At 65.6% G+C, this 20,181-nt stretch carries 18 protein-coding genes; 15 read left to right on the forward strand and 3 right to left on the reverse strand.

Translation table 11 applies throughout. The features are described 5' to 3' along the window. Positions 1-101: 101 nt before the first annotated feature. Both ACQR0Z_RS12535 and ACQR0Z_RS12540 read right to left on the reverse strand, forming a co-directional pair. A complete protein-coding gene (locus ACQR0Z_RS12535) occupies positions 102-788 on the reverse strand; it encodes a GntR family transcriptional regulator (RefSeq protein ID WP_434918812.1) in 687 nt (228 codons plus the stop codon). 43 nt (positions 789-831) lie between these two features. Beyond that, entirely contained in the window at positions 832-1,545 is a 714-nt protein-coding gene (locus ACQR0Z_RS12540) for a GntR family transcriptional regulator (RefSeq protein WP_434855963.1), read from the reverse strand. A 303-nt stretch (positions 1,546-1,848) separates the two neighbouring features. On the opposite strand from ACQR0Z_RS12540, the gene ACQR0Z_RS12545 reads away from it, so the two are divergent. From ACQR0Z_RS12545 to ACQR0Z_RS12590, 10 genes are all read left to right on the forward strand, one after another. Then, positions 1,849-2,202, forward strand: coding sequence for a copper chaperone PCu(A)C (locus ACQR0Z_RS12545; RefSeq protein ID WP_434918813.1), 354 nt, complete (start codon positions 1,849-1,851; stop codon positions 2,200-2,202). Positions 2,203-2,287: 85 nt separating this feature from the next. Continuing rightward, positions 2,288-4,066, forward strand: a complete 1,779-nt coding sequence (locus ACQR0Z_RS12550; RefSeq protein ID WP_434855962.1) for a methanol/ethanol family PQQ-dependent dehydrogenase — start codon at positions 2,288-2,290, stop codon at positions 4,064-4,066. Between the two features lie 97 nt (positions 4,067-4,163). Then, complete coding sequence (locus tag ACQR0Z_RS12555) at positions 4,164-4,661, forward strand: c-type cytochrome (protein WP_434919301.1); 498 nt, start codon at positions 4,164-4,166, stop codon at positions 4,659-4,661. Continuing rightward, positions 4,658-5,290, forward strand: coding sequence for a hypothetical protein (locus tag ACQR0Z_RS12560; RefSeq protein ID WP_434918814.1), 633 nt, complete (start codon positions 4,658-4,660; stop codon positions 5,288-5,290). Before ACQR0Z_RS12555 ends, ACQR0Z_RS12560 begins: the two co-directional genes overlap by 4 nt. 133 nt (positions 5,291-5,423) lie before the next feature. Continuing rightward, positions 5,424-5,522, forward strand: coding sequence for a pyrroloquinoline quinone precursor peptide PqqA (gene pqqA, locus ACQR0Z_RS12565; RefSeq protein ID WP_434855960.1), 99 nt, complete (start codon positions 5,424-5,426; stop codon positions 5,520-5,522). Between the two features lie 183 nt (positions 5,523-5,705). After that, positions 5,706-6,200: a (2Fe-2S)-binding protein gene (locus ACQR0Z_RS12570; RefSeq protein WP_434855959.1), complete on the forward strand. Its 495-nt coding sequence runs from the start codon at positions 5,706-5,708 to the stop codon at positions 6,198-6,200. Continuing rightward, complete coding sequence (locus ACQR0Z_RS12575; protein ID WP_434918815.1) at positions 6,197-8,494, forward strand: molybdopterin cofactor-binding domain-containing protein; 2,298 nt, start codon at positions 6,197-6,199, stop codon at positions 8,492-8,494. The genes ACQR0Z_RS12570 and ACQR0Z_RS12575 overlap by 4 nt, the downstream gene beginning before the upstream one ends. Before the next feature lie 535 nt (positions 8,495-9,029). Next, the gene (locus ACQR0Z_RS12580; RefSeq protein WP_434918816.1) at positions 9,030-10,580 is read left to right on the forward strand and encodes an AMP-binding protein; all 1,551 of its coding nucleotides are present in this window, start codon (positions 9,030-9,032) and stop codon (positions 10,578-10,580) included. A gap of 41 nt (positions 10,581-10,621) precedes the next feature. Beyond that, a complete protein-coding gene (locus tag ACQR0Z_RS12585; protein ID WP_434918817.1) occupies positions 10,622-11,560 on the forward strand; it encodes an AEC family transporter in 939 nt (312 codons plus the stop codon). 25 nt (positions 11,561-11,585) lie between these two features. Further along, positions 11,586-13,298 (forward strand): thiamine pyrophosphate-binding protein, encoded by a 1,713-nt coding sequence (locus ACQR0Z_RS12590; RefSeq protein ID WP_434918818.1) that lies wholly within the window; start codon positions 11,586-11,588, stop codon positions 13,296-13,298. A gap of 383 nt (positions 13,299-13,681) precedes the next feature. Here ACQR0Z_RS12590 and ACQR0Z_RS12595 read toward each other — a convergent pair whose 3' ends face one another. Beyond that, a complete protein-coding gene (locus ACQR0Z_RS12595) occupies positions 13,682-14,989 on the reverse strand; it encodes an MFS transporter (protein WP_434877118.1) in 1,308 nt (435 codons plus the stop codon). Between the two features lie 152 nt (positions 14,990-15,141). On the opposite strand from ACQR0Z_RS12595, the gene cyoA reads away from it, so the two are divergent. The 5 genes from cyoA to ACQR0Z_RS12620 are packed head-to-tail and all read left to right on the forward strand — an operon-like array spanning position 15,142 to position 20,176. After that, positions 15,142-16,317 carry a ubiquinol oxidase subunit II gene (gene cyoA, locus ACQR0Z_RS12600; RefSeq protein ID WP_434918819.1) on the forward strand — a complete coding sequence of 392 codons (1,176 nt, stop codon included), beginning with the start codon at positions 15,142-15,144 and terminating at the stop codon, positions 16,315-16,317. Positions 16,318-16,342: 25 nt separating this feature from the next. After that, positions 16,343-18,352: a cytochrome o ubiquinol oxidase subunit I gene (gene cyoB / locus ACQR0Z_RS12605; RefSeq protein ID WP_434918820.1), complete on the forward strand. Its 2,010-nt coding sequence runs from the start codon at positions 16,343-16,345 to the stop codon at positions 18,350-18,352. Further along, positions 18,349-18,978 (forward strand): cytochrome o ubiquinol oxidase subunit III, encoded by a 630-nt coding sequence (gene cyoC / locus ACQR0Z_RS12610; RefSeq protein ID WP_434855951.1) that lies wholly within the window; start codon positions 18,349-18,351, stop codon positions 18,976-18,978. Before cyoB ends, cyoC begins: the two co-directional genes overlap by 4 nt. After that, positions 18,975-19,346: a cytochrome o ubiquinol oxidase subunit IV gene (gene cyoD / locus ACQR0Z_RS12615; protein ID WP_434918821.1), complete on the forward strand. Its 372-nt coding sequence runs from the start codon at positions 18,975-18,977 to the stop codon at positions 19,344-19,346. The genes cyoC and cyoD overlap by 4 nt, the downstream gene beginning before the upstream one ends. Beyond that, entirely contained in the window at positions 19,346-20,176 is an 831-nt protein-coding gene (locus ACQR0Z_RS12620; RefSeq protein WP_434918822.1) for an SURF1 family protein, read from the forward strand. The genes cyoD and ACQR0Z_RS12620 overlap by 1 nt, the downstream gene beginning before the upstream one ends. Positions 20,177-20,181: the final 5 nt, after the last annotated feature.

A 20,181-nucleotide genomic window follows, 5' to 3' on the forward strand; every position in this document is an offset into this window, starting at 1 on the left:
GTGCGGAGAGCTGTAGTCTCCGTGCGGCCAGAACGTCCGACGCGTTGGCTAGGTTCCAGGACGGGGGCGCGACAACGTTGCGCGTCAGCGTGCGGACATCATCAGGACGGCGTGGCGACCGGCATGCGGTCGCGCTGCCTGGACAGCCGGGCCAGCAGCACCGTGGCGGTGCGCGTGATGTGCTGCCGGGCCAGATCCTCGGCCTTCTGAGCATCGCCCGCGATCACGGCGTTGAGGATGTCCTCGTGCTGATCCCAGATCCGCCGTGGCGTCTCGTCACGCATCAGGACTTCGCCCATCAGCCGGCGCAGATGCAGCCAATGCGGCTGCGTGGTGTCCTGAATCACGGAGTTGCCGGAGATCTCATAGAGGAACTCATGAAATTTGACGTCCGCCTCGATCAATTGCTCGACCGAATGCTCGCGCTCGGCGCGGCGGCCTTCCGCGATCAGCTTCGGTCCTTCCTCGGCGGCGCGCTCGGCGCCGCGGGTCGCTGCGAGTCTGCACGCGAGGCCCTCCGCGACGGCGCGGATTTCGTAGACATTGCGGATGAAGTTGGTGTCGATCGGCATGACCTCTAGGCCGCGTCCCGGCGCCTCGCGGACAAAGCCCTGGTTGCGCAACAGCAGCAGCGCCTGCTGCACCGGCTGGCGCGACACGCCGAGGTCGCGCGCCAGATCGTCCTGGATCAGCCGCGCCGATTCCGGCAACTCCCCGCCGACGATGTCGGACAGGATGCGCTGGTAGACGCGCTCCGTCAGGTTCGGCTGGGTCTTCAGCGGCGCCACGCGGCCTCCTGCATCCGATCGGCAATGTCTCTTCCGCGACCGCTCATAGCGACGTCTTTCGTCCCGAGAGCGTGCGGCGCTGCTTCGTCCTGTCGCCCTGCTGGGCCTCCAGATGGTGAATGAAAACGCCCGCCGCCTGCGAAATGTGGTCGCGGCTCAGCCGTTCGGCCTCGGCGCTGCGGCCCGCGATGATGGCAGCGAGAATGTCCTCGTGCTCGTCCCAGACCGTCTGGGACATCCTCTCCTCCTTCTGCAGCACGTCGGACATCACGCGCTTGAGGCAGGGCCAATGCGGCGTCATCGTCTCGTCGATCAGGGCGTTGCCCGAGAGTTCGCCGAGAAAGCGGTGGAAGGCGATGTCACTCTCGATCTTGCGGCTCACGAGTCCGCTTTTGACCGCCTCGTGGCCGGCGGCGATGTAGGCGGGGCCTTCGCGGGCCGCGCGATCGCTGGCGCGTTCGGCCGCGAGCCGCGCCGCCAGGCCTTCGAGCACGGCGCGCATCTCATAGAGATCGCGCACGAAGCTCGGGTCGAGCGGCGCCACGATCAAGCCGCGTCCGGGCGCGCTCTGCACCAGCCCGCAGCCGCGCAGCAGGATCAGCGCCTGCTGCACCGGCTGCCGCGATACGCCATAGGCCTGCGCGAGATCGTCCTGAATCAGCCGTGAGCCGGACGCCAGCACGCCGCTGACGATTTCGTCAGTGATCGCTTCGACGACCTGATCGACCAGGGATGGAGCAGGGGGCACGATTCTCATGGGCATCACATTTTCGGGAACACTAACACGCGGAGCGCGAAAATCCATTTGCGAGGAATTCGTATTCAGAGTACGAATTCAGAAGCAAGGAGCCAAGCGAAAACGGCTTCAACATCTCCGGGGAGGGCGTCCGTGTCGGATCAACCGGCTCGTTCGAGGCGTGATGACGGCTGCGCGGCGTCCTTGGAGGGCAGCGCGCGCTCTGGTGTGTGGGCGCTCGTCTCGCGAGGGGGAGCGGCAGCGTCTGCCGTTCTATTTGTCGCGTTGGCATCTCAGGCGGCGCTGGCTGGCGAAGGCCTCACCTTGTCCGATGCCTGGGTGCCTGCGGCCCCCGAAGTCGGTCGCGATATCCCGCTGTCGCTTACAATCAAGAACGAGACGTCGGCGCCGGAAGCCTTGATGCGCGTGCGCTGTCCGATCGCGAATTTTTCCGAGCGCCACACCGTCGACCGCGGCGAGGGCGCCCCGTCGATGCGCGCCATCCCCAACATTCCGATTGCCGCCGGTAGCACGCTGGTGCTGTTGCCGACCGCCTATCACGTGATGCTGCTGCAGACGCGCGAGCCGCTCGAGCCCGGAAAGCGCTTCACCTGCACCATCGTGTTCCAGAAGGCTGGATCCATCGAAACGGAGGTTGAGGTTCGCAAGTCCCCCTGATGCCTGTCTGTCGCCTGCTGCCCTTCGCTACACGGCGGAGCGGTGTTCGATCCAACTCATAATCAAAAAGTGGGAGAAGGAAACGATGAGGAATCACGTCAGGTCTACGTTGCGGGCAGTGCTGCTCGCCGGCGCAGCCTTTGCCTGTTTCAATCTGGCAGCACCGGCGCAGGCCGCCGACGAGATGACGCCGGAGCGGCTGCTCAATGCCGACAAGGAAGCCGGCAACTGGCTGCATCATCACAAGAACTACTCGGGCACGCGCTTCTCGACGTTGAAGGAGATCAACAAGGACAACGTCAAGAATCTGAAGGTCGCCTGGACGATGCATCTCGGCGGCGTCGAGGGCGGCGGCATCTGGAGCCATGGCGGTCTCGAAGGCACGCCGATCGTCGAGAACGGCATGATGTATGTGACCGACGGCTGGGGCTCGGTCTACAAGATCGATGCGCGCGGTGGCAAAGGCCAGATGGTCTGGAAGATGGATCCGAAGACGGATCATGACTGGGCCGGCGCCATCGCCTGCTGCGGCGTCGACAATCGCGGTGTTGCGCTGTGGGGCGATCTTGTCGTCTCGCACACGCTCGACGGCCGGCTGATCGCAACGAACAAGGAAACCGGCCAGGTCGCCTGGCAGCGCCAGGTCGCCGATCCCGACAAGGGCGAGGTCATCACCGGCGCGCCGCTGATCGTGAAGAACATGGCCATCTCCGGCGTCGCCGGCGCCGAATATGGCATCCGCGGCTGGATCGCCGCCACCGATCTCACGACGCAGAAGGAAGTGTGGCGCACGCACACCATTCCGGCCAAGGGCGAGCCCGGCAGCGAGACCTGGAAGGACAGCAACGACGCGGCCGCGGCCGGCGGCGGCTCGACCTGGGTGACCGGCACCTACGACCCGGCGACCGACACGATCATCTGGGGCGTCGGCAACCCCGGACCGGACTGGGACAATGCCTATCGTCCCGGTGACAACCTCTACACTGACAGCTCGCTGGCGCTCGATGCCAACACCGGCAAGATCAAGTGGCACTACCAGCACACGCCGAACGATCCGTACGACTATGACAGTGTCGCCGAGAACGTTCTGGTCGACGTGCCCGCGCCGAACGGCCAGACGTTGAAGCTCGCGCTCGAGGCCGACCGCAACGGCTTCGCCTATGCGATCGATCGGACCAACGGCAAGTTCATCTGGGGACTGCCCTTCGTCAAGAAGGTGACCTGGACCAAGGGCCTCGATCCCGAGACCGGCAAGCCGATCGAGTACGATCCGAAGAATCCGGTGCAGCGTTACAACGCTGCGGTGACACCGCATCGTGAGAACAAGGTCGCGGACATCTGCCCGGGCAACATGGGCGGCAAGAACTGGCCGCCGACGTCCTACAATCCGGATCTCAAGCTCTGGTACATCCCGGTGATCGAGAGCTGCAACCGGATCACGGTCGAAGAGGCGACCAAGGACAAGCTGAAGCCGCGCGAGTTCTGGACCGGCGGCGGGCCGAGCCAGCCGTTCCGGATCACGGGCAGTGTGACCGCGATCGACGTCACCACCGGCAAGATCGCCGGCAAGATGGAGACGCCGTTCCCGAATCTCGGCGGCATGCTGTCGACGCCTGATCTGGTCTTCACCGGGCAGCCCTCGGGCGAGGTGATGGCGCTCGACGCCAAGACCCTGCAGAAGCTGTGGGAGTTCAACACCGGCGGCGGCGTCAACGCGCCTCCCGTGACCTTCTCGGTGGACGGCAAGCAATATGTTGCGATCCTCGTCGGTCTCGGCGGCGCCTGGGACAAGTGGTTCATCGAATCCACGCCCGAGCTGAAGAAGATCCAGCCCGGCTCGATGCTCTACGTCTTCGCGCTGTAGGTCGATCAAGGAGCGGAGGCACTGCCTCCGCTCCTCCCGTTTTCGCGTTTGAAAAGAAGATCAGATGAAATTCAGTGCGATCACGTCCGCCGTGGCGTTGGCTTTCGTTCTCGTCTCCGGTTCGCTCGCCTCGGCTCAGTCTGCTGTCCCCACCGATCCGACCGAGGCCGGCAAGGCGGTGTTCAAGCGCGCCAACTGCGTCGGCTGCCACAAATGGCACGGCAATGGCGGCGGCGGCTACGGCGGCGACGCGCTGTCGCTGCGCAAGACCGAGCTCGACCGCCAGCACATCATCGAGACCGTGACGTGCGGCCGTCCGGGCACCGGCATGCCGTATTTCGCGCGCGGCTCCTACGACACGGCGAAGTGCTACGAGATGAACCGCCAGGACGTCGGCGAGCGCATGCCGCCGGAAGGCGGCACCTTCCTGCGCCCCAACGACATCGAGGCCGTCGCGGACTACGTGCTCGCGCACATCAAGGGTCGAGGCGAACCCACCTATGACGAGTGCACCGCCTTCTTCGGCAATACATCGCGCGTCTGCGACATCTACAAGGCCAACGCAACCCAGCCTGCAAGCGAGCCATCCAAATGAAACGCTCAACCTGCACTGCGATCTTTGCGACCTTCCTTCTGACCGTCGTCATGCACGCGGCCTCGGCGCAGGCCGTGCCGAGCTATGACCTGCGCGACATCACCGTCGGCATGCCGATCGGCAACCTGCCGAACGAAGGCTATGTCAACCTGAGCTGCGCTGGGCAGCCTGATCGCCAGCTCGCTGCTTGGTCGGGCTGGCGCGATTGTCCGGCCGATGAACAGGGACGGCGCGCGGTGCGCTTCGAATTCGATCCGGAGACGAGTCAGGACGGCACCAAGGTGGCCGGCCATCCTGTGCTGCTCACGGCCGTCATCGACGATAACGCCACGGTGTTCGGGCTCACCATCCAGACCGATCCGAAGGCGCGCCTCTACATCCGCAAGAAGGCGTTCCTGCTCGGCAACCAGGTGAAGTCGCGCTACGGCGCCGAGGGCTGGGATTGCAAGGAGCAGCAGCCGAGCGCGGGCGAGCAGCCGGTCGGCGGCGTCTTTCTGCGCGAGGTCTGCAAGAAAGCCATTCCCGGCCGGATGCTGACGGTCGAGCGTGAGCTGTTCCGCAAGCCGGACCAGGACATCAAGAACTTCGTCGACCAGACCATGGTCCAGATCACCAAGCAGACGAACTAATCAAGCCATTCTATGCCTCGCGGAGCGCCGCGAGGTTCGCGTGTCATGCCTGCGATCGCCGGGTGCGGAGAGTTGCCGGAGACGCAGGTGGCCGTCGGTTGCGGCGATGATCATCCTCTCCGGGAGAACGAGCATGAGCTGGACTGCCCCCAAGATCGTCGAAGTGCCGGTCGGAATGGAAATCAACATGTATGCCTGCGCCAGCCGGCAGTCCGCTCAGCGCAAGAGCTGAGCCACGACCGTTCAAGGTCTGCCGTGGCAGCGATCGCAGCCGTTGTTGTCGCTGCCACCGATTGAGCTGCAATTCACCCTCGGACACCGCGCGGATGATGGGGCAGCGCGTTGCCGAGACGTGCCGGAACGCCGATGGGCGTTCGCTTCAGAGCAAATCCGTCCCGTAAGGAGGTTCTTGGCAATGGCGAAACTCAGTATCAACGGCAGAGACGTCTCTGTCGACGCGGCGAACGACACGCCGCTGTTGTGGGTCATCCGCGAGGAATTGCAGATGACCGGAACCAAGTTCGGCTGTGGCGCCGGGCTGTGCGGCGCCTGCACCGTGCATGTCGAGGGCGAGGCGGTGCGCTCGTGCCAGACCATGGTCGGCGACGTCGCCAACAAGAAGATCACGACCATCGAGGGCCTGTCGGAGAAGGGCGATCATCCGCTGCAGAAGGCGTGGATCGCCGAGCAGGTGCCGCAATGCGGCTACTGCCAGTCCGGCCAGATCATGCAGGCAGCCTCGCTGCTCGCCAAGACCACGAGCCCGAGCAAGGAGGAGATCACAGCGCATATGGACGGCAATCTCTGCCGCTGCATGACCTACTCGCGAATCCAGAAGGCGATCTCGCGCGCCGCAGCCGAAATGCGCACCGCCTCCAACGCCACCTCGAACGAGCGGAGCCCCACATGACTACGCATGTGACGAACGCCGCGGGCGAGCGCATCGCCAATCCCACGACCGATCTCAGCCGCCGTTCCTTCCTGGTCGGCACCGCCGCCACCGGCCTCGTGCTCGGCTATGCCGGCCTCGCCGACAGCGCGCTTGCGGGGACGACGCCCTCGGCCTTCGAGCCGACCGTATGGTACTCGATCGCGCCGGATGGTCTCGTCACTGTGACCTGCGGCAAGGCCGACATGGGCCAGCACATCGCCTCGACGATGGCGCAGATCATCTGCGAGGAGCTCGGCGCCGCCTGGAAGGACATGCGCGTCCAGCTCGCCTCCAACGATCCGAAGTTCAACGATCCCGTGCTCGGCGCCCAGATCACCGGCGGCAGCTGGAGCACGATGATGAACTTCGATGCGATGAGCCGGGCCGGCGCCGCCGGGCGCATTGCGCTCACCGAAGCGGCTGCGACCGCGATGGGCGTGCCGGCCAAGGAGCTCGTGGCGCGTGACGGCGTCGTGGTGCATCCGAAGTCGAAGAAGCAGATGAGCTATGCCGAGATCGTCAAGAGCGGCAAGATCACCAAGAGCTTCACGCCGGACGAGCTGAAGGCGATCACGCTGAAGACGCCGGATCAGTACACCATGATCGGCGTCTCCGTGCCGCAGCTCGACATTCCCTCCAAGACCAACGGCACGGCGAAGTACGGCATCGATACGATGCTGCCGGGCATGGTCTACGGCAAGGTGGTGACGCCGCCGGTGCGCTTCGGCGCGACCGTGAAGTCGGTCGATGACTCGGAGGCCAAGAAGGTCCCCGGCTTCATCAAGGCGGTGACGCTGGACGACAAGACCGGCTCGACGTCGGGCTGGGTGGTGGCCGTGGCCAACACCTACGCCAATGCCAGGAAGGCGGCGGACGCGCTGAAGATCAGCTATGACAAGGGGCCGTACGCCAATGTCAGCACCGAGAGCATCCTCGCCGAGGCCAAGAAGCTGCAGGCGCAGGACGATTCCGGACAGTTCTTCGTCAAGGACGGCGATCCAGCATCGGCGCTGTCAGGCGCGGCCAAGGTATTGGAGGCGGAGTACACCACCAGCATCAACATCCACGCGCCGCTGGAGCCGATGAACGCGACCGCCGAGTTCAAGGGCGACATCCTGCACATCTATTCCGGCAATCAGTTCGCGACGCGTTCCGGCGCGATCGCGGCCGGAGCCGCCGGGATCGATCCCAAATATGTCGTGATGCACCAGGCCTGGCTCGGCGGCGGCTTCGGCCGCAGGCTCGACGCCGACATGATGGTGCCGGCGGTGCAGGCGGCGAAGGCCGTCGGCAAGCCGGTCAAGGTGATATATTCCCGCGAGAACGACATGACGATGGACTACTCGCGGCCGCTCACCTACCAGAAAGTGAAGGCTGGGCTCGATGCCAGCGGCAGACTGGTTGCGCTGAGCCACGACGTCGTCTCGGCCTGGCCTACCGCGCGCTGGGGCATCCCGGACTTCCTGACGCCCTCGGTCGACAAGAAGGGCCCGCTCGACTCGTTCACGGTCAACGGCGCCGACTTCTTCTACACCGTCCCCAACCACCATGTGCGCGCGATCAAGAACGACCTCGCGCACAATGCGACGCCGTCCGGGCAGCTCCGCTCGGTGGCGCCGGGTTGGACGTTCTGGGCGGTCGAGAGCATGATCGACGAGATCGCGGTGGCCTCAGGGCAGGATCCGGCGCAGTTCCGCATCGCGCTGCTCGACGGCAAGGGCAAGAACGATGGCGGCGCGCAGCGGCTGCGCAACACGCTGCTCGCGGCGATGGGCCTGTCCGGCTACGGCGCCAAGAAGCTGCCGAAGGGCGAGGGCATGGGCGTCGCCTGCGTGTCGTCGCAGGAGCGCGCGACCGCGAGCTGGACGGCCTGCGTCGCCCATGTCGCGGTGGCTGACTCAGGCGAGGTCACGGTGAAGAAGCTCACCGTGGCGACCGATGTCGGCACGCAGGTGCATCCCGACAACATCCGCGCCCAGGTCGAAGGCGCGGCACTGTGGGGCCTGTCGCTGGCGATGTACGAGAAGGCGACCTTGAAGGATGGCGGTATCGAGCAGACCAACTTCGACAGCTACACGCCGCTTCGCATGAGCCAGGTGCCGGAGGTCGCGATCGCCGTCATCGCCAATGGCGAGAAGGCGACCGGCGTCGGCGAGCCCGCGGTGACCGTGGTCGCGCCGGCGCTTGGCAACGCCATCTACAACGCCTGCGGCGCGCGGCTGCGCGCGCTGCCGATCACCGCAGCGGCGGTGAAGGCGGCGATGAAGGCGTAGCACCAACAACCAGGGTGGGGCGGCATGCGCCGCTCCACCTCATCATTTTGTGAGTTTCGTTTCGACGCATAGGACCCGTCGCTCAGGCCTGTTTTTCGCGATGAGTCCGTCATTTCTGATTTCGGCTCTATGACCCTATAGCCCCGGCACGCCGTTAGCCCGCAGATGGCAACGCTGCCAAATTCCAAACTCAGTGTCGTCCCGGACAAGCGCGCTCCGGCAACGCGCAGCGTTGCTGGCATGCGCGCGCAGATCCGGGACCCATAACCCCAGGGAGATGTGCGAGGCACCATGTCCCCGAACAATCTCGCCCAGCCGCGTCCGCCACGGCGTATGGATTCCCGGTCGGCGTCCGCCAACGCTGCGCGTTGCCGGACTTGCCCGGGATGACACCTTTGCTTGTCGCGGCCCGTGTGACCGAACCAGACACAGTGGCGCCTCTTCACGCCGGGACGGGATCATGCGAGGCGCCGACCAAGGCTCTTGCTTTGAATTCGAATTCGGAATACGAATTCGTAAAGAGGAGGAGCCTGGAATGAGGGACCTGCTGAACTTCGGGCAGATGCTGTCGGCGCACGCCCGCATGTCGCCGGAGCGCACCGGTGCCCGCGACCTCGAGCGCGCGATGAGCTTCCGTCTCTGGAACGAGCGCGCCTGCCGGCTCGCCAATGCGCTGCTCGGCCTCGGTCTGGCCAAGGGCGATCGCGTCGCGATCCTTGCCTACAATTGCGTCGAGTGGTGTGAGATCTATGCGGCGACGGCCAAGGCTGGCCTGGTTGCGCTGCCGATCAACTTTCGCCTGACAGCGCCCGAGGTGCTGTTCATCGTGCAGAACGCCGAAGCGTCCGCCGTCATCGTACAGGACGAACTCGTCGGTCTCGTCGAGGAGGCTCGCAAGGATCTCGGCATCCCCGACGATCGCTTCATCCACTTCGGTACAAAGCCGCGCCCGGCCGGCTATCGCGGCTATGAGGACATCATCGCTGCAGCGTCGTCCCGCGAGCCGGATCAGCACGTCGCGCTGTCCGATCCCTGGACCCTGATGTACACCTCGGGCACGACTGGCAAGCCGAAGGGCGTGCTGCGCAGCCACCGCAGCGCCGTGCTGCTGTCGATGGTCACCGAGATCGAGCTGAAGCTCAGCCGCGATGACGGCGCGCTGCTGGTGATGCCGATGTGCCATGCCAATTCGCTGAACTTCTTCGGCGCGTTCGGCTACATCGGCGGCGTCAGTTCGATCTATTCACGCAAGAGCTTCGATCCCGAGCACGCGGTGACGACGCTCGCCGATGGCGGCTCGACCTTCACCTCGCTGGTGCCGACGCACTACATCATGATGCTCGATCTGCCGCACGCGATCCGCGCGCAGCACGATTTCAGCGCGGTGACCAAGCTGATGATCTCCTCGGCGCCGGCGCGACCGGAGACCAAGCGCGAGGTGATGGAGATGTTTCCGAAGTCCGGTCTCTACGAGCTCTATGGCGCGACCGAGACCGGCTGGGTGACGATGCTGCATCCGCATGAGCAGTTCACCAAGCTCGGCTCTGTCGGGCGCGAATGCGTCGGCGCAGCACCCATCCGCATCCTCGACGAGGCCGGCCATGAGGTGCCGGACGGCGAGGCGGGCGAGCTCTATTCGTCCAACGCCCACACCTTCGACTGCTATTGGCGCCTGCCGGAAAAGACCGCAGAGGCGTTCCGCGGCGACTATTGCTCGGTCGGCGACATGGCGCGCCGTGATGCTGACGGTTACATTCACTTGGCCGACCGCAAGAGCAACATGATCATCTCCGGTGGCGAGAACATCTATCCCTCCGAGGTCGAGGCGCTGGTCGGCGCACATCCTGGCGTCAAGGACATCGCGGTGATCGGCCTTCCCGACGACAAATGGGGCGAGCGCGTCCACGCCGTGATCGTGCCGCGCGACGGGGTGACCGTGAAGGAGGGCGAGCTGGTCGACTGGGCCAAGGAACGTCTCGCCGGCTTCAAGCGGCCGCGCTCCTACGCCTTGATCACCGACGCCGAGATGCCGCGCAACGCCACCGGCAAGATCCTGCACCGCGAGCTGAAGAAGCGATTTTCGTGAACGGGTGGCTGCGATGTGGTGCGGTCTGATATGTAGCTGCGATGCAGGCCGTTCTCAATTCCGCTCTTCCCATTTTCGCGCTGATCCTCACCGGCTTCCTGTGCGGACGCTTCGGTGTGTTCGATCGCACCGCGACCGACAATCTCAACCGCTTCGCGGTGTACCTGGCGCTGCCGGCGCTGATCTTCACGGCGATGTCCAGGATCGGCGTCGAGCAGGTCAGCCAGTTCGGCTTCATCGGCGCGTTTTGCGGCGGCATCGCCGCGACCTTCGCGGCCGGATTCGTCATCAGCCGCCTGCGCGGCCGCCGCGTCGCCAATGCCAGCATCGAGGGGCTGGACGCCGGCTACAGCAATGTCGGCTTCATGGGCATCCCGATGTGCCTCCTGGTGTTCGGCCCGGACAGTGCACCGGCCTCGATCATCGCTACGCTCTTCACGGCCAGCGTGCTGTTTCTGTTCGCGATCGTCGTCGTCGAGATGGATCTGCAGAAGGGCGCGACGCTCGGCACCACCATCGCCAAGGTCGCGCGCTCGCTGCTGACGAGCCCATTGTTCGTCGCGCCGGTCACAGGCCTCGCGGTCGGGCTCAGCGGCATCGCGCTGCCGGCGCCATTCATGAGCTTCACCAGCCTGCTCGGCGGCGCGGCCTCGCCTGCGGCGCTGGTCTGCATCGGTCTCTTCTTGGCGCAGGAGCGTGTCGTTACGCACGATGCGACATCGATCGCCATCCTCGTCTCGTTGAAGCTCGTGATGCAGCCGGCCGTGACCGCGCTGCTCGCCTTCCACGTCTTTGCGATGCCGCCGCTGTGGTCGCATTCGGCCGTCATCCTGAGCGCGCTGCCGATCGGCTCGGGGCCGTTCACGATCGCCAAGCTCTACGGCCTCGAAGCCGGCGTCACCTCGGGCTCGATCCTGGTCTCGCACATCTTCGCCGTCCTCACGGTCTCGCTGCTCGTGGCTTGGCTCGCCCCGGGCTGATCGCATCTTCATCCGGAGTGGTCCGATGAAAGTCTTGCCCGACAGTGCTGCCGACCTGATCGCCCGCCTGCTCAAGCGCCGTGGCGTCACCCGCGTGTTCGCGCTGTGCGGCGGCCACATCATGCCGATCTGGATGCGGCTTGACGCGGAGGGCATCCGCATCGTCGACGTGCGCGACGAGCGTGCCGCCGTGCACATGGCGCAGGCGCATGCGGAGCTCACCGGCGAGCTCGGCGTCGCCCTGGTCACGGCGGGACCCGGCATGACCAACGCGATCACCGGCATCGCGAACGCCCATGTCTCGCGCGCGCCGGTGCTGGTGATATCTGGCGGCAATCCGCGGCCGCAGGAAAATCGCGGCGGCCTGCAGGACATGGATCACACCCAGCTGGTGCGCTCGATCACGCGCTACGCGCGCACGGTGCGAGAGCCGTCGCTGGTGCTGCAGGAGCTCGACGAGGCGATCGCGCGCGCGTTCGGCGATGGCGGCGAGCCCGGACCCGTCTTCATCGATTTCCCGGTCGACACCCTGCGCGGGATCGTGCCGAAGGCACTGCAATTGGAGGAGCATCTCGGACCGAAGCCGCGCGCGGCGACGCGCCCCGATCCGGCCGAGGTCGAGAAGGCGGTCGAGCTGCTGTGGTCGGCGCGCCGCGTGCTCGTCATTTCCGGCCGTGGCGCGCGCGGCGCAGGGCCCGAGCTGATCGGCCTGCTCGACCGGCTCGGCGCGGTCTATCTCGACACCGGCGAGAGCAGGGGCCTCGTGCCAGATGATCATCCGTCCGTGGTGGGCGCGATGCGCGGCGCCGTGATGGGCGATGCCGATGTCGTACTGACGGTCGGCCGCAAGCTCGACTTCCAGCTCGCCTATGGCTCGCCCGCCGTGTTCAAGGACGCCAAGTTCGTCCGCATCAGTGACACCGCCAGCGAGCTGCGCGATAATCGCCGCGGCGCGGCCGAGATCCTGGCGTCGCCGGCCGAGACGCTTCGTGCGATCGTTGCGCTCGCGGGCAATCGCGAATCGGCTGTCGATCGGCAATGGGCCGCGAAGCTGCGCGCGGCGCATCAGGAGCGCGCCGCCAAGCTGAAGCAGAGCATGGCGACGGCGGCACCGGGCTCCGACGGCCGGCTGCATCCGAACCGCGTGCTATCGGCCATCCAGGACGCCATCGGCAACGACGCCGTGGTCATCACCGACGGCGGTGATTTCCTGTCCTTCGCCCGTGTGGGCCTGAGTGCGCCCTTGATGCTCGATCCCGGCCCGTTCGGCTGCATCGGCATCGGTGTGCCCTACGGTATCGCCGCCAGCCTCGCTTATCCCGACAAGCCCGTGGTGGTCGCGACCGGCGACGGCGCGTTCGGCTTCAACGCGATCGAGGTCGACACCGCCGTGCGCCACAAGGCCCCGGTGCTGATCGTCGTCGCCAACAACGGCGCCTGGCAGATCGAGGTTCACGACCAGTCGGTGACGCATGGCAAGGTCGTCGGCACCAGGCTGCAATTCGCCGATCACGCCGCCATGGCGCGCGCCTTCGGCATGCATGCCGAGCGCGTCGAGACGGAGGAGCAGCTTGGGCCTGCGATCGAACGCGCGCTGGCGAATCGTCCGGCGCTGCTCGACATGGTCGTGACGCCGGAGGCGGTGTCGTCGGATGCCAAGACGGGGTTGGCGTGCGTGCCGGACCTGCAGCCGCTGGCTGCGTGGGGCGAGGCGGAGCGGAAATGGCGGGGGAGTTGATCTGTCGTTGGTCTGCAACGTGTCGCCGGTCTCGGAACCCCACTCTCTCCATGAACACGCCTCTCGGCGTGTTCGTGGTCCGGTGTGCAGTGCCGCCCCGGCTGTTGAACCTCATGGTGAGGAGCGCCGCGCCGCAAGCTGCTTGACGCAAGCTGAGATGGTTCGGGCGCGGCGCGTCTCGAACCATGAGGCCCGAGCTGTGGCCTCGCCCTTCGAGACGCCCGCCTTCGGCGGGCCCTCAGGGTGAGGGTGGAAGTCGTTCCGAGCAGGGCGAAGCGCGCAATTCCGAGCGAAGCTTTCGATCGTCTTGATCATTGCGCTGCTCGCGGCCGGAAGCTTACTCGGTCAAAGAGGACCAAGTGCAGCGAATTGTGTCGCCTCGCCTATTTCTGCTCCAGCTGCCGCGGCGCGCTCAGCCACAGCGCGAGCAGCGTGCACACGGCGCCCGACAGCAGGTAGCCGCCGGCCGACAGCAGGCCGAAATACGACGCCAGCAGCAGCGCCGCCAGCGGCGCAAAGCCTGCGCCGAACAGCCACGCGAGGTCGGCGGTCAGTGCTGACGCCGTGTAGCGATAGGTGCGGGCGAAGTTGGCGGCGATCGCGCCCGAGGACTGGCCGAACGAGAGGCCGAGCAGGATGAAGCCGAGCACCATGTAGACGGTCTCGCCGACCGGGCCGGCATCGAGCAGCTGCGGCGCGAAGCCGGAGAACACGGCGATCGCGATGGCCGAGCCGATCAGCAGCGACTTGCGGCCGATGCGGTCGGCGAGCATGCCGGAGGCGATGATCGCGACCACGCCGAACACCGCGCCGACGGCCTCGATGATCAGGAAGCGCGCCGGCGTCTCCTTGGTGAACAGGAACACCCAGGACAGCGGAAACACGGTGACCATGTGGAAGAGAGCGAAGCTCGCCAGCGGCGCGAACGCGCCGATCACGATGTTGCGGCCCTCGTGACGGATGGTGTTGGCGACGCTGGCCGGCTGCAGTTCACGGGAGTGGAACAGCTCGTCATATTCGGGGGTCACCACCATGCGCAGCCGCGCGAACAGCGCCACGACGTTGATGGCGAAGGCGACGAAGAACGGATAGCGCCAGCCCCAGTCGAAGAAATCCGCCGCCGAGAGATGGCCAACGAAAAAGGCGAACAGCGTGCTGGCGACGATCAGCCCGAGGGGCGCGCCGAGCTGCGGGATCATCGCATACCAGCCGCGCTGATGCTCCGGCGCGTTCATCGCGAGCAGCGAGGCCAGCCCGTCCCAGGCGCCGCCCCAGGCGAGGCCCTGGCCGATTCGCGCCAGCGCCAGCAGCCAGATCGCGCCAGCGCCGACGGTGTAGTAGCTCGGCAGGAAGGCGATTGCGACGGTCGAGGTGCCCAGCAGGAACAGCGCGATGATCAGCTTGGCGCTCTTGCCGTAGCGGCGGTCGATCGCCATGAAGATCACGCTGCCGAACGGACGCGCGATGAAGGCGAGCGCGAACAGCGCGAAGGAATACAGCGTCTGCGTCAGCTCGTCGGCGAACGGAAAAACCAGCCGCGGAAACACGATCACCGAGGCAATGGCGTAGACGAAGAAATCAAAGAACTCCGACGTGCGGCCGATGATGACCCCGATCGCGATCTCGCCGGGATTCGCCTCATGCCTGCGGGAGAGATCGGTCTCGCCGTCCATGGCCGCTGCCTGTGTCATCGCTGCTCGCAGTCCTCTCGCACTCTATCTCCGGCCCGTAGATGTCTGCCCCGGCGGCGGTCCGGTATTGGACAAATTGTCCAATGTTGGGCGTGACGCCCGGTCGCTACGTGAGGCCTCGTTCAGAGATCCGCGCTTCGACGAGGTTAATCGTGCGTTACTGGAAAACGTTGGCTTTGCTACCGCTAGGGTTTGCGCTCGGCGGCTGCAATCTGGTGGTGCTCGCGCCCTCCGGTGACGTCGCGGCCCAGCAGCGCGATCTCGTGATCATCGCCACCGTGCTGATGCTGCTGATCGTGGTGCCGGTGATGGTGGCCACCGCCATGATCGCCTGGCGCTACCGCCAGTCCAACAAGACCGCGACCTACACGCCCGACTGGGACCACTCCACCCAGCTCGAGCTTTTGATCTGGGCGGCGCCGCTGCTGATCATCATCTGCCTGGGCGCCGTCACCTGGATGGGCACGCATCTGCTCGATCCCTACCGCACGCTCGGGCGCATCTCGGCCGATCGCGCGGTGACGCCGCAGGACAAGCCGCTCGAGGTCAACGTCGTCGCGCTCGATTGGAAGTGGCTGTTCATCTATCCCGAATACGGCATCGCCAGCCTCAACGAGCTCGCCGCACCCGTGAACCGGCCGCTCGATTTCCGCATCACCTCGTCCTCGGTGATGAACTCGTTCTATATTCCGGCACTCGCCGGTCAGATCTATGCGATGCCGGGCATGCAGAGCCGGCTGCACGCGGTCATCAACAAGCCCGGCGTCTATCGCGGCTTCTCGGCGAACTATAGCGGCGCCGGCTTCTCCGGCATGCGCTTCGCTTTCCATGGCCTGTCGGATGCGGAGTTTGCCGGCTGGGTCGAGAAGGCCAAAGCCAGCGGCAATGCGCTGGGCAAGCCTGAATACCTGACCCTGGAGCGCCCGAGCGCCAACGAGCCGGTGCGCTACTACGCTTCCGTCGACAACGACCTGTTCCGCGCCATCCTCAACATGTGCGTCGAGACCGGCAAGATGTGCATGAGCGAGATGATGGCGATCGACGCCAGGGGCGGCATGGGCATGGCCGGTGTGCGCAACACGCTGCCGCTCGCCTATGACAAGTTCGCCGGCCGCGGCGCCGTGTTCGGCGCCGAGCCGAGCTTCGTCGCCGGCGGCGTCTGCCTGCCGGGCGACCAGGTCACGCGCATGGCCGAGGACTCCTCGCCAACCGTGCTGGCGCCGCTCGACTGGACGCCGTTGCAGGGCCGCGGGCTGGAACGGCCCGGCCTGATGCGGCCGTCCAAGGCGTCGTTCATCCCGTTGCCGACCTCCAAGTCGAATTCCTGACGTTCGGATTCGCGAGGATCACATCATGTTCGACACTGCCAATCTCACCAAGCTCATCTTCGGCCGGCTGACCCTGGAGTCGCTGCCGCTGCACGAGCCGATCATCGTCGGCACCTTCGCAATGGTCGCGCTCGGCGGCCTCGCGCTGTTAGGCGCGCTGACCTATTTCCGGCTCTGGGGTTATCTCTGGAAGGAGTGGTTCACCACCGTCGACCACAAGCGCATCGGCATCATGTACATGGTGCTCGGCATCGTCATGCTGCTGCGCGGCTTTGCCGACGCCCTGATGATGCGCCTGCAGCAGGCGATCGCCTTTAATGGCTCCGAGGGCTACCTCAACTCGCACCACTATGACCAGGTGTTCACGGCCCACGGCGTGATCATGATCTTCTTCGTGGCGATGCCGCTGGTCACCGGCCTGATGAACTATGTCGTGCCGCTGCAGATCGGCGCGCGCGACGTGTCGTTTCCGTTCCTCAACAATTTCAGCTTCTGGATGACCACGGCGGGCGCCGTGCTGGTGATGTGCTCGCTGTTCGTCGGCGAATTCGCGCGCACCGGCTGGCTCGCCTATCCGCCGCTGTCGAACCTGTCCTACAGTCCGGACGTCGGCGTCGACTATTATATCTGGGCGCTGCAGGTGGCCGGCGTCGGCACGCTGTTGTCCGGCGTCAACCTGATCTGCACCATCGTCAAGATGCGGGCGCCCGGCATGACCATGATGAAGATGCCGGTCTTCACCTGGACCTCGCTGTGCACCAACGTGCTGATCGTCGCCTCCTTCCCGGTGCTGACGGCGGTGCTGGCGCTGCTGTCGCTCGACCGCTACGTCGGCACCAACTTCTTCACCAATGATTTCGGCGGCGATCCGATGATGTATGTCAACCTCATCTGGATCTGGGGCCATCCGGAGGTCTACATCCTCATCCTGCCGGCGTTCGGCATCTTCTCCGAGGTCACCTCGACCTTCTCGGGCAAGCGGCTGTTCGGCTACACCTCGATGGTCTACGCGACCGTCGTCATCACCATCCTCTCTTATCTCGTCTGGCTGCACCATTTCTTCACCATGGGCTCCGGCGCCAGCGTCAACTCGTTCTTCGGCATCACCACGATGATCATCTCGATCCCGACGGGCGCGAAGATGTTCAACTGGCTGTTCACGATGTATCGCGGCCGCATCCGCTTCGAGCCGCCCATGATGTGGACGGTCGCCTTCATGCTGACCTTCGTGATCGGCGGCATGACCGGCGTGCTGCTCGCGGTGCCGCCGGCCGACTTCGTGCTGCACAACAGCCTGTTCCTGGTCGCGCATTTCCACAACGTCATCATTGGCGGCGTGCTGTTCGGCCTGTTCGCCGGCATCGCCTATTGGTTCCCGAAGGCGTTCGGCTTCAAGCTCGATCCGTTCTGGGGCAAGATGTCGTTCTGGTTCTGGACCGTGGGCTTCTACTTCGCCTTCATGCCGCTCTATGTGCTCGGCCTGATGGGCGTGACCCGCCGCCTGCGCACCTTCGATGATCCGAGCCTGCAGATCTGGTTCATCATCGCCGGCATCGGCGCGTTCATGATCCTGTTGGGCATCGCCAGCTTCCTGATCCAGATCGCCGTCAGCGTGCTGCGCCGCGAGCAGCTCGTCGACACGACCGGGGATCCCTGGGATGCGCGCACCCTGGAGTGGGCGACGTCGTCGCCGCCGCCGGCCTACAACTTCGCCTTCACGCCGGTCATTCACGACAACGACGCGTGGTGGGACATGAAGCGCCGCGGCTATGCGCGTCCGCTCACCGGCTTCAAGGCGATCCACATGCCGAGCAACACCGGCACCGGCGTGATCCTGGCGGGGCTCAGCACGACCATGGCGTTCGGCCTGATCTGGTACATGTGGTGGATGGCGGCCGGCAGCTTCGTCGCGCTGCTGGCGGTCGCGATCGGCCACACCTTCAACTATCACCGCAGCTTCCACATTCCGGCCGAAGAGGTCGTGAGCGTCGAACGTGCCCGCACCGAGCTGCTCGCGGCAGGAGCCAAGTCATGACGATCGCAACAGGCACCATGAAGGCCGGCCAGCCGGTCTTCTACGTCGTCGACGAGCACGACCATCCGGAAGGCAGCAGCACGCAGCTCGGCTTCTGGATCTATCTGATGAGCGACTGTCTCATCTTTGCGATCCTGTTCGCCGTCTATGGCGTGCTCGGCGCCAAATACGCCGCGGGCCCGGCGCCGAAGGATCTGTTCGACCTGTCGCTGGTCGCGCTCAACACCTCGTTCCTGCTGCTGTCCTCGCTGACCTACGGCTTCGCAATGCTGTCGATGCAGCAGAATCGCGTCGGTGCGATGCAGGCGTGGCTCGTGGTGACCGGTCTGTTCGGCCTCGCGTTCCTCGGCATCGAGCTGACCGAGTTCGCGCACATGATCCATGAGGGCGCGACGCCGCAGCGCAGCGCCTTCCTATCGTCGTTCTTCACCCTGGTTGGAACCCACGGCCTGCACGTGACGTTCGGCCTGATCTGGCTCGTGACGCTGATGGTGCAGGTCAAGCGCTTCGGCCTGATCGAGGCCAACCGCCGCCGGCTGGTCTGCCTCAGCATGTTCTGGCACTTCCTGGACGTGATCTGGATCGGGGTCTTCACCTTCGTCTATCTGATGGGGATGCTTCGATGAGCTCTGACGCCCACGCCCACGCGGATGCGCACGGCTCGGCCGATGATCATGCCGGCACGCGCTCCGGCCAGTTGATCGGCTTCGGCCTCTCGGTCGTCCTGACCGCGATCCCGTTCCTGCTGGTCATGAACGGCTCGCTGGACAAGCAGGTGACGGCGCTGATCATCATGGCATTCGCGGCCGTGCAGGTCGTCGTCCACATGATCTTCTTCCTGCACATGAACACCAAGGCCGAGGGCGGCTGGACCATGATGGCGCTGATCTTCACCATCATCATGGTGGTGATCGCGCTCTCCGGCTCGCTCTGGGTTATGCATCATCTGACCACCAACATGATGCCGGTGCACGAGATGGGCTCGACGCCGTGATGTCGGGCCCTGCCAATGGGGCAGGGGGACGAGAAGCGCCGGCCGCGTGGCGGCCGGCGACGTTGGCGATCGGCACCGCGTGGGTCGCCTGCGTCGCGGTCCTGCTGGCGCTCGGTGTCTGGCAGGTCGAGCGCCGCGCCTGGAAGCTCGATCTGATCGACCGTGTCGAGCGCCGCGTGCACGCCGCGCCGGTGCCGGTGCCGGATCGGGCCGCATGGCCGGCGATCAATCGCAGCGACGACGAATACAAGCGGGTGACCTTGAGCGGCCGCTTCCTCAACGACCGCGAGACGCTGGTGCAGGCGCTCACGGTCGAAGGCCCCGGCTATTGGGTGGTGACGCCGCTGCAGACGGCCGACGGCCTCGTGCTGGTCAACCGCGGCTTCGTGCCCTCCGAACGCCGCGAGCCTGCGAGCCGCAGCGCCGGGAACCCGGATGGCGTGGTCAGCGTGACTGGACTGCTGCGGATCTCCGAGCCCGGCGGCGGCTTCCTGCGCCACAACGATCCCGCCGCCAACCGCTGGTATTCACGTGACGTTGCAGCCATCGCGGCCGCGCGCGGCCTGTCCGACGTTGCGCCGTTCTTCGTCGATGCCGATGCGACGCCCAATCCGGGGGGGTACCCGATCGGTGGCCTGACCGTGATCGCGTTTCCGAACAACCATCTGGTTTACGCGCTGACGTGGTTTACATTGGCGCTGATGCTGGCCGGCGCCGGCGTGCAGCGGCTTCGCCGCGCGCGCCGCGATCCTGGCGCAGCGGCAGCGCAGGACGTGGCATGGGATCATCGGCAGCAGGACATGCGCGGGCAGGGGGCGTCGCCGTCTTGAGCGGA

This window comes from Bradyrhizobium sp. HKCCYLS3077 (assembly GCF_051167555.1).
Lineage (GTDB): Bacteria > Pseudomonadota > Alphaproteobacteria > Rhizobiales > Xanthobacteraceae > Bradyrhizobium.

Bases quoted from the DNA above. Each gene is read 5' to 3' on its own strand.
- ACQR0Z_RS12540 (WP_434855963.1), bottom strand. From the start codon at position 1,545: ATGAGAATCGTGCCCCCTGCTCCATCCCTGGTCGATCAGGTCGTCGAA.
- ACQR0Z_RS12550 (WP_434855962.1), top strand. From the start codon at position 2,288: ATGAGGAATCACGTCAGGTCTACGTTGCGGGCAGTGCTGCTCGCCGGC.
- ACQR0Z_RS12560 (WP_434918814.1), top strand. From the start codon at position 4,658: ATGAAACGCTCAACCTGCACTGCGATCTTTGCGACCTTCCTTCTGACC.
- pqqA (WP_434855960.1), top strand. From the start codon at position 5,424: ATGAGCTGGACTGCCCCCAAGATCGTCGAAGTGCCGGTCGGAATGGAA.
- ACQR0Z_RS12570 (WP_434855959.1), top strand. From the start codon at position 5,706: ATGGCGAAACTCAGTATCAACGGCAGAGACGTCTCTGTCGACGCGGCG.
- ACQR0Z_RS12575 (WP_434918815.1), top strand. From the start codon at position 6,197: ATGACTACGCATGTGACGAACGCCGCGGGCGAGCGCATCGCCAATCCC.
- ACQR0Z_RS12580 (WP_434918816.1), top strand. From the start codon at position 9,030: ATGAGGGACCTGCTGAACTTCGGGCAGATGCTGTCGGCGCACGCCCGC.
- ACQR0Z_RS12585 (WP_434918817.1), top strand. From the start codon at position 10,622: ATGCAGGCCGTTCTCAATTCCGCTCTTCCCATTTTCGCGCTGATCCTC.
- ACQR0Z_RS12590 (WP_434918818.1), top strand. From the start codon at position 11,586: ATGAAAGTCTTGCCCGACAGTGCTGCCGACCTGATCGCCCGCCTGCTC.
- ACQR0Z_RS12595 (WP_434877118.1), bottom strand. From the start codon at position 14,989: ATGACACAGGCAGCGGCCATGGACGGCGAGACCGATCTCTCCCGCAGG.
- cyoB (WP_434918820.1), top strand. From the start codon at position 16,343: ATGTTCGACACTGCCAATCTCACCAAGCTCATCTTCGGCCGGCTGACC.
- cyoC (WP_434855951.1), top strand. From the start codon at position 18,349: ATGACGATCGCAACAGGCACCATGAAGGCCGGCCAGCCGGTCTTCTAC.
- cyoD (WP_434918821.1), top strand. From the start codon at position 18,975: ATGAGCTCTGACGCCCACGCCCACGCGGATGCGCACGGCTCGGCCGAT.
- ACQR0Z_RS12620 (WP_434918822.1), top strand. From the start codon at position 19,346: ATGTCGGGCCCTGCCAATGGGGCAGGGGGACGAGAAGCGCCGGCCGCG.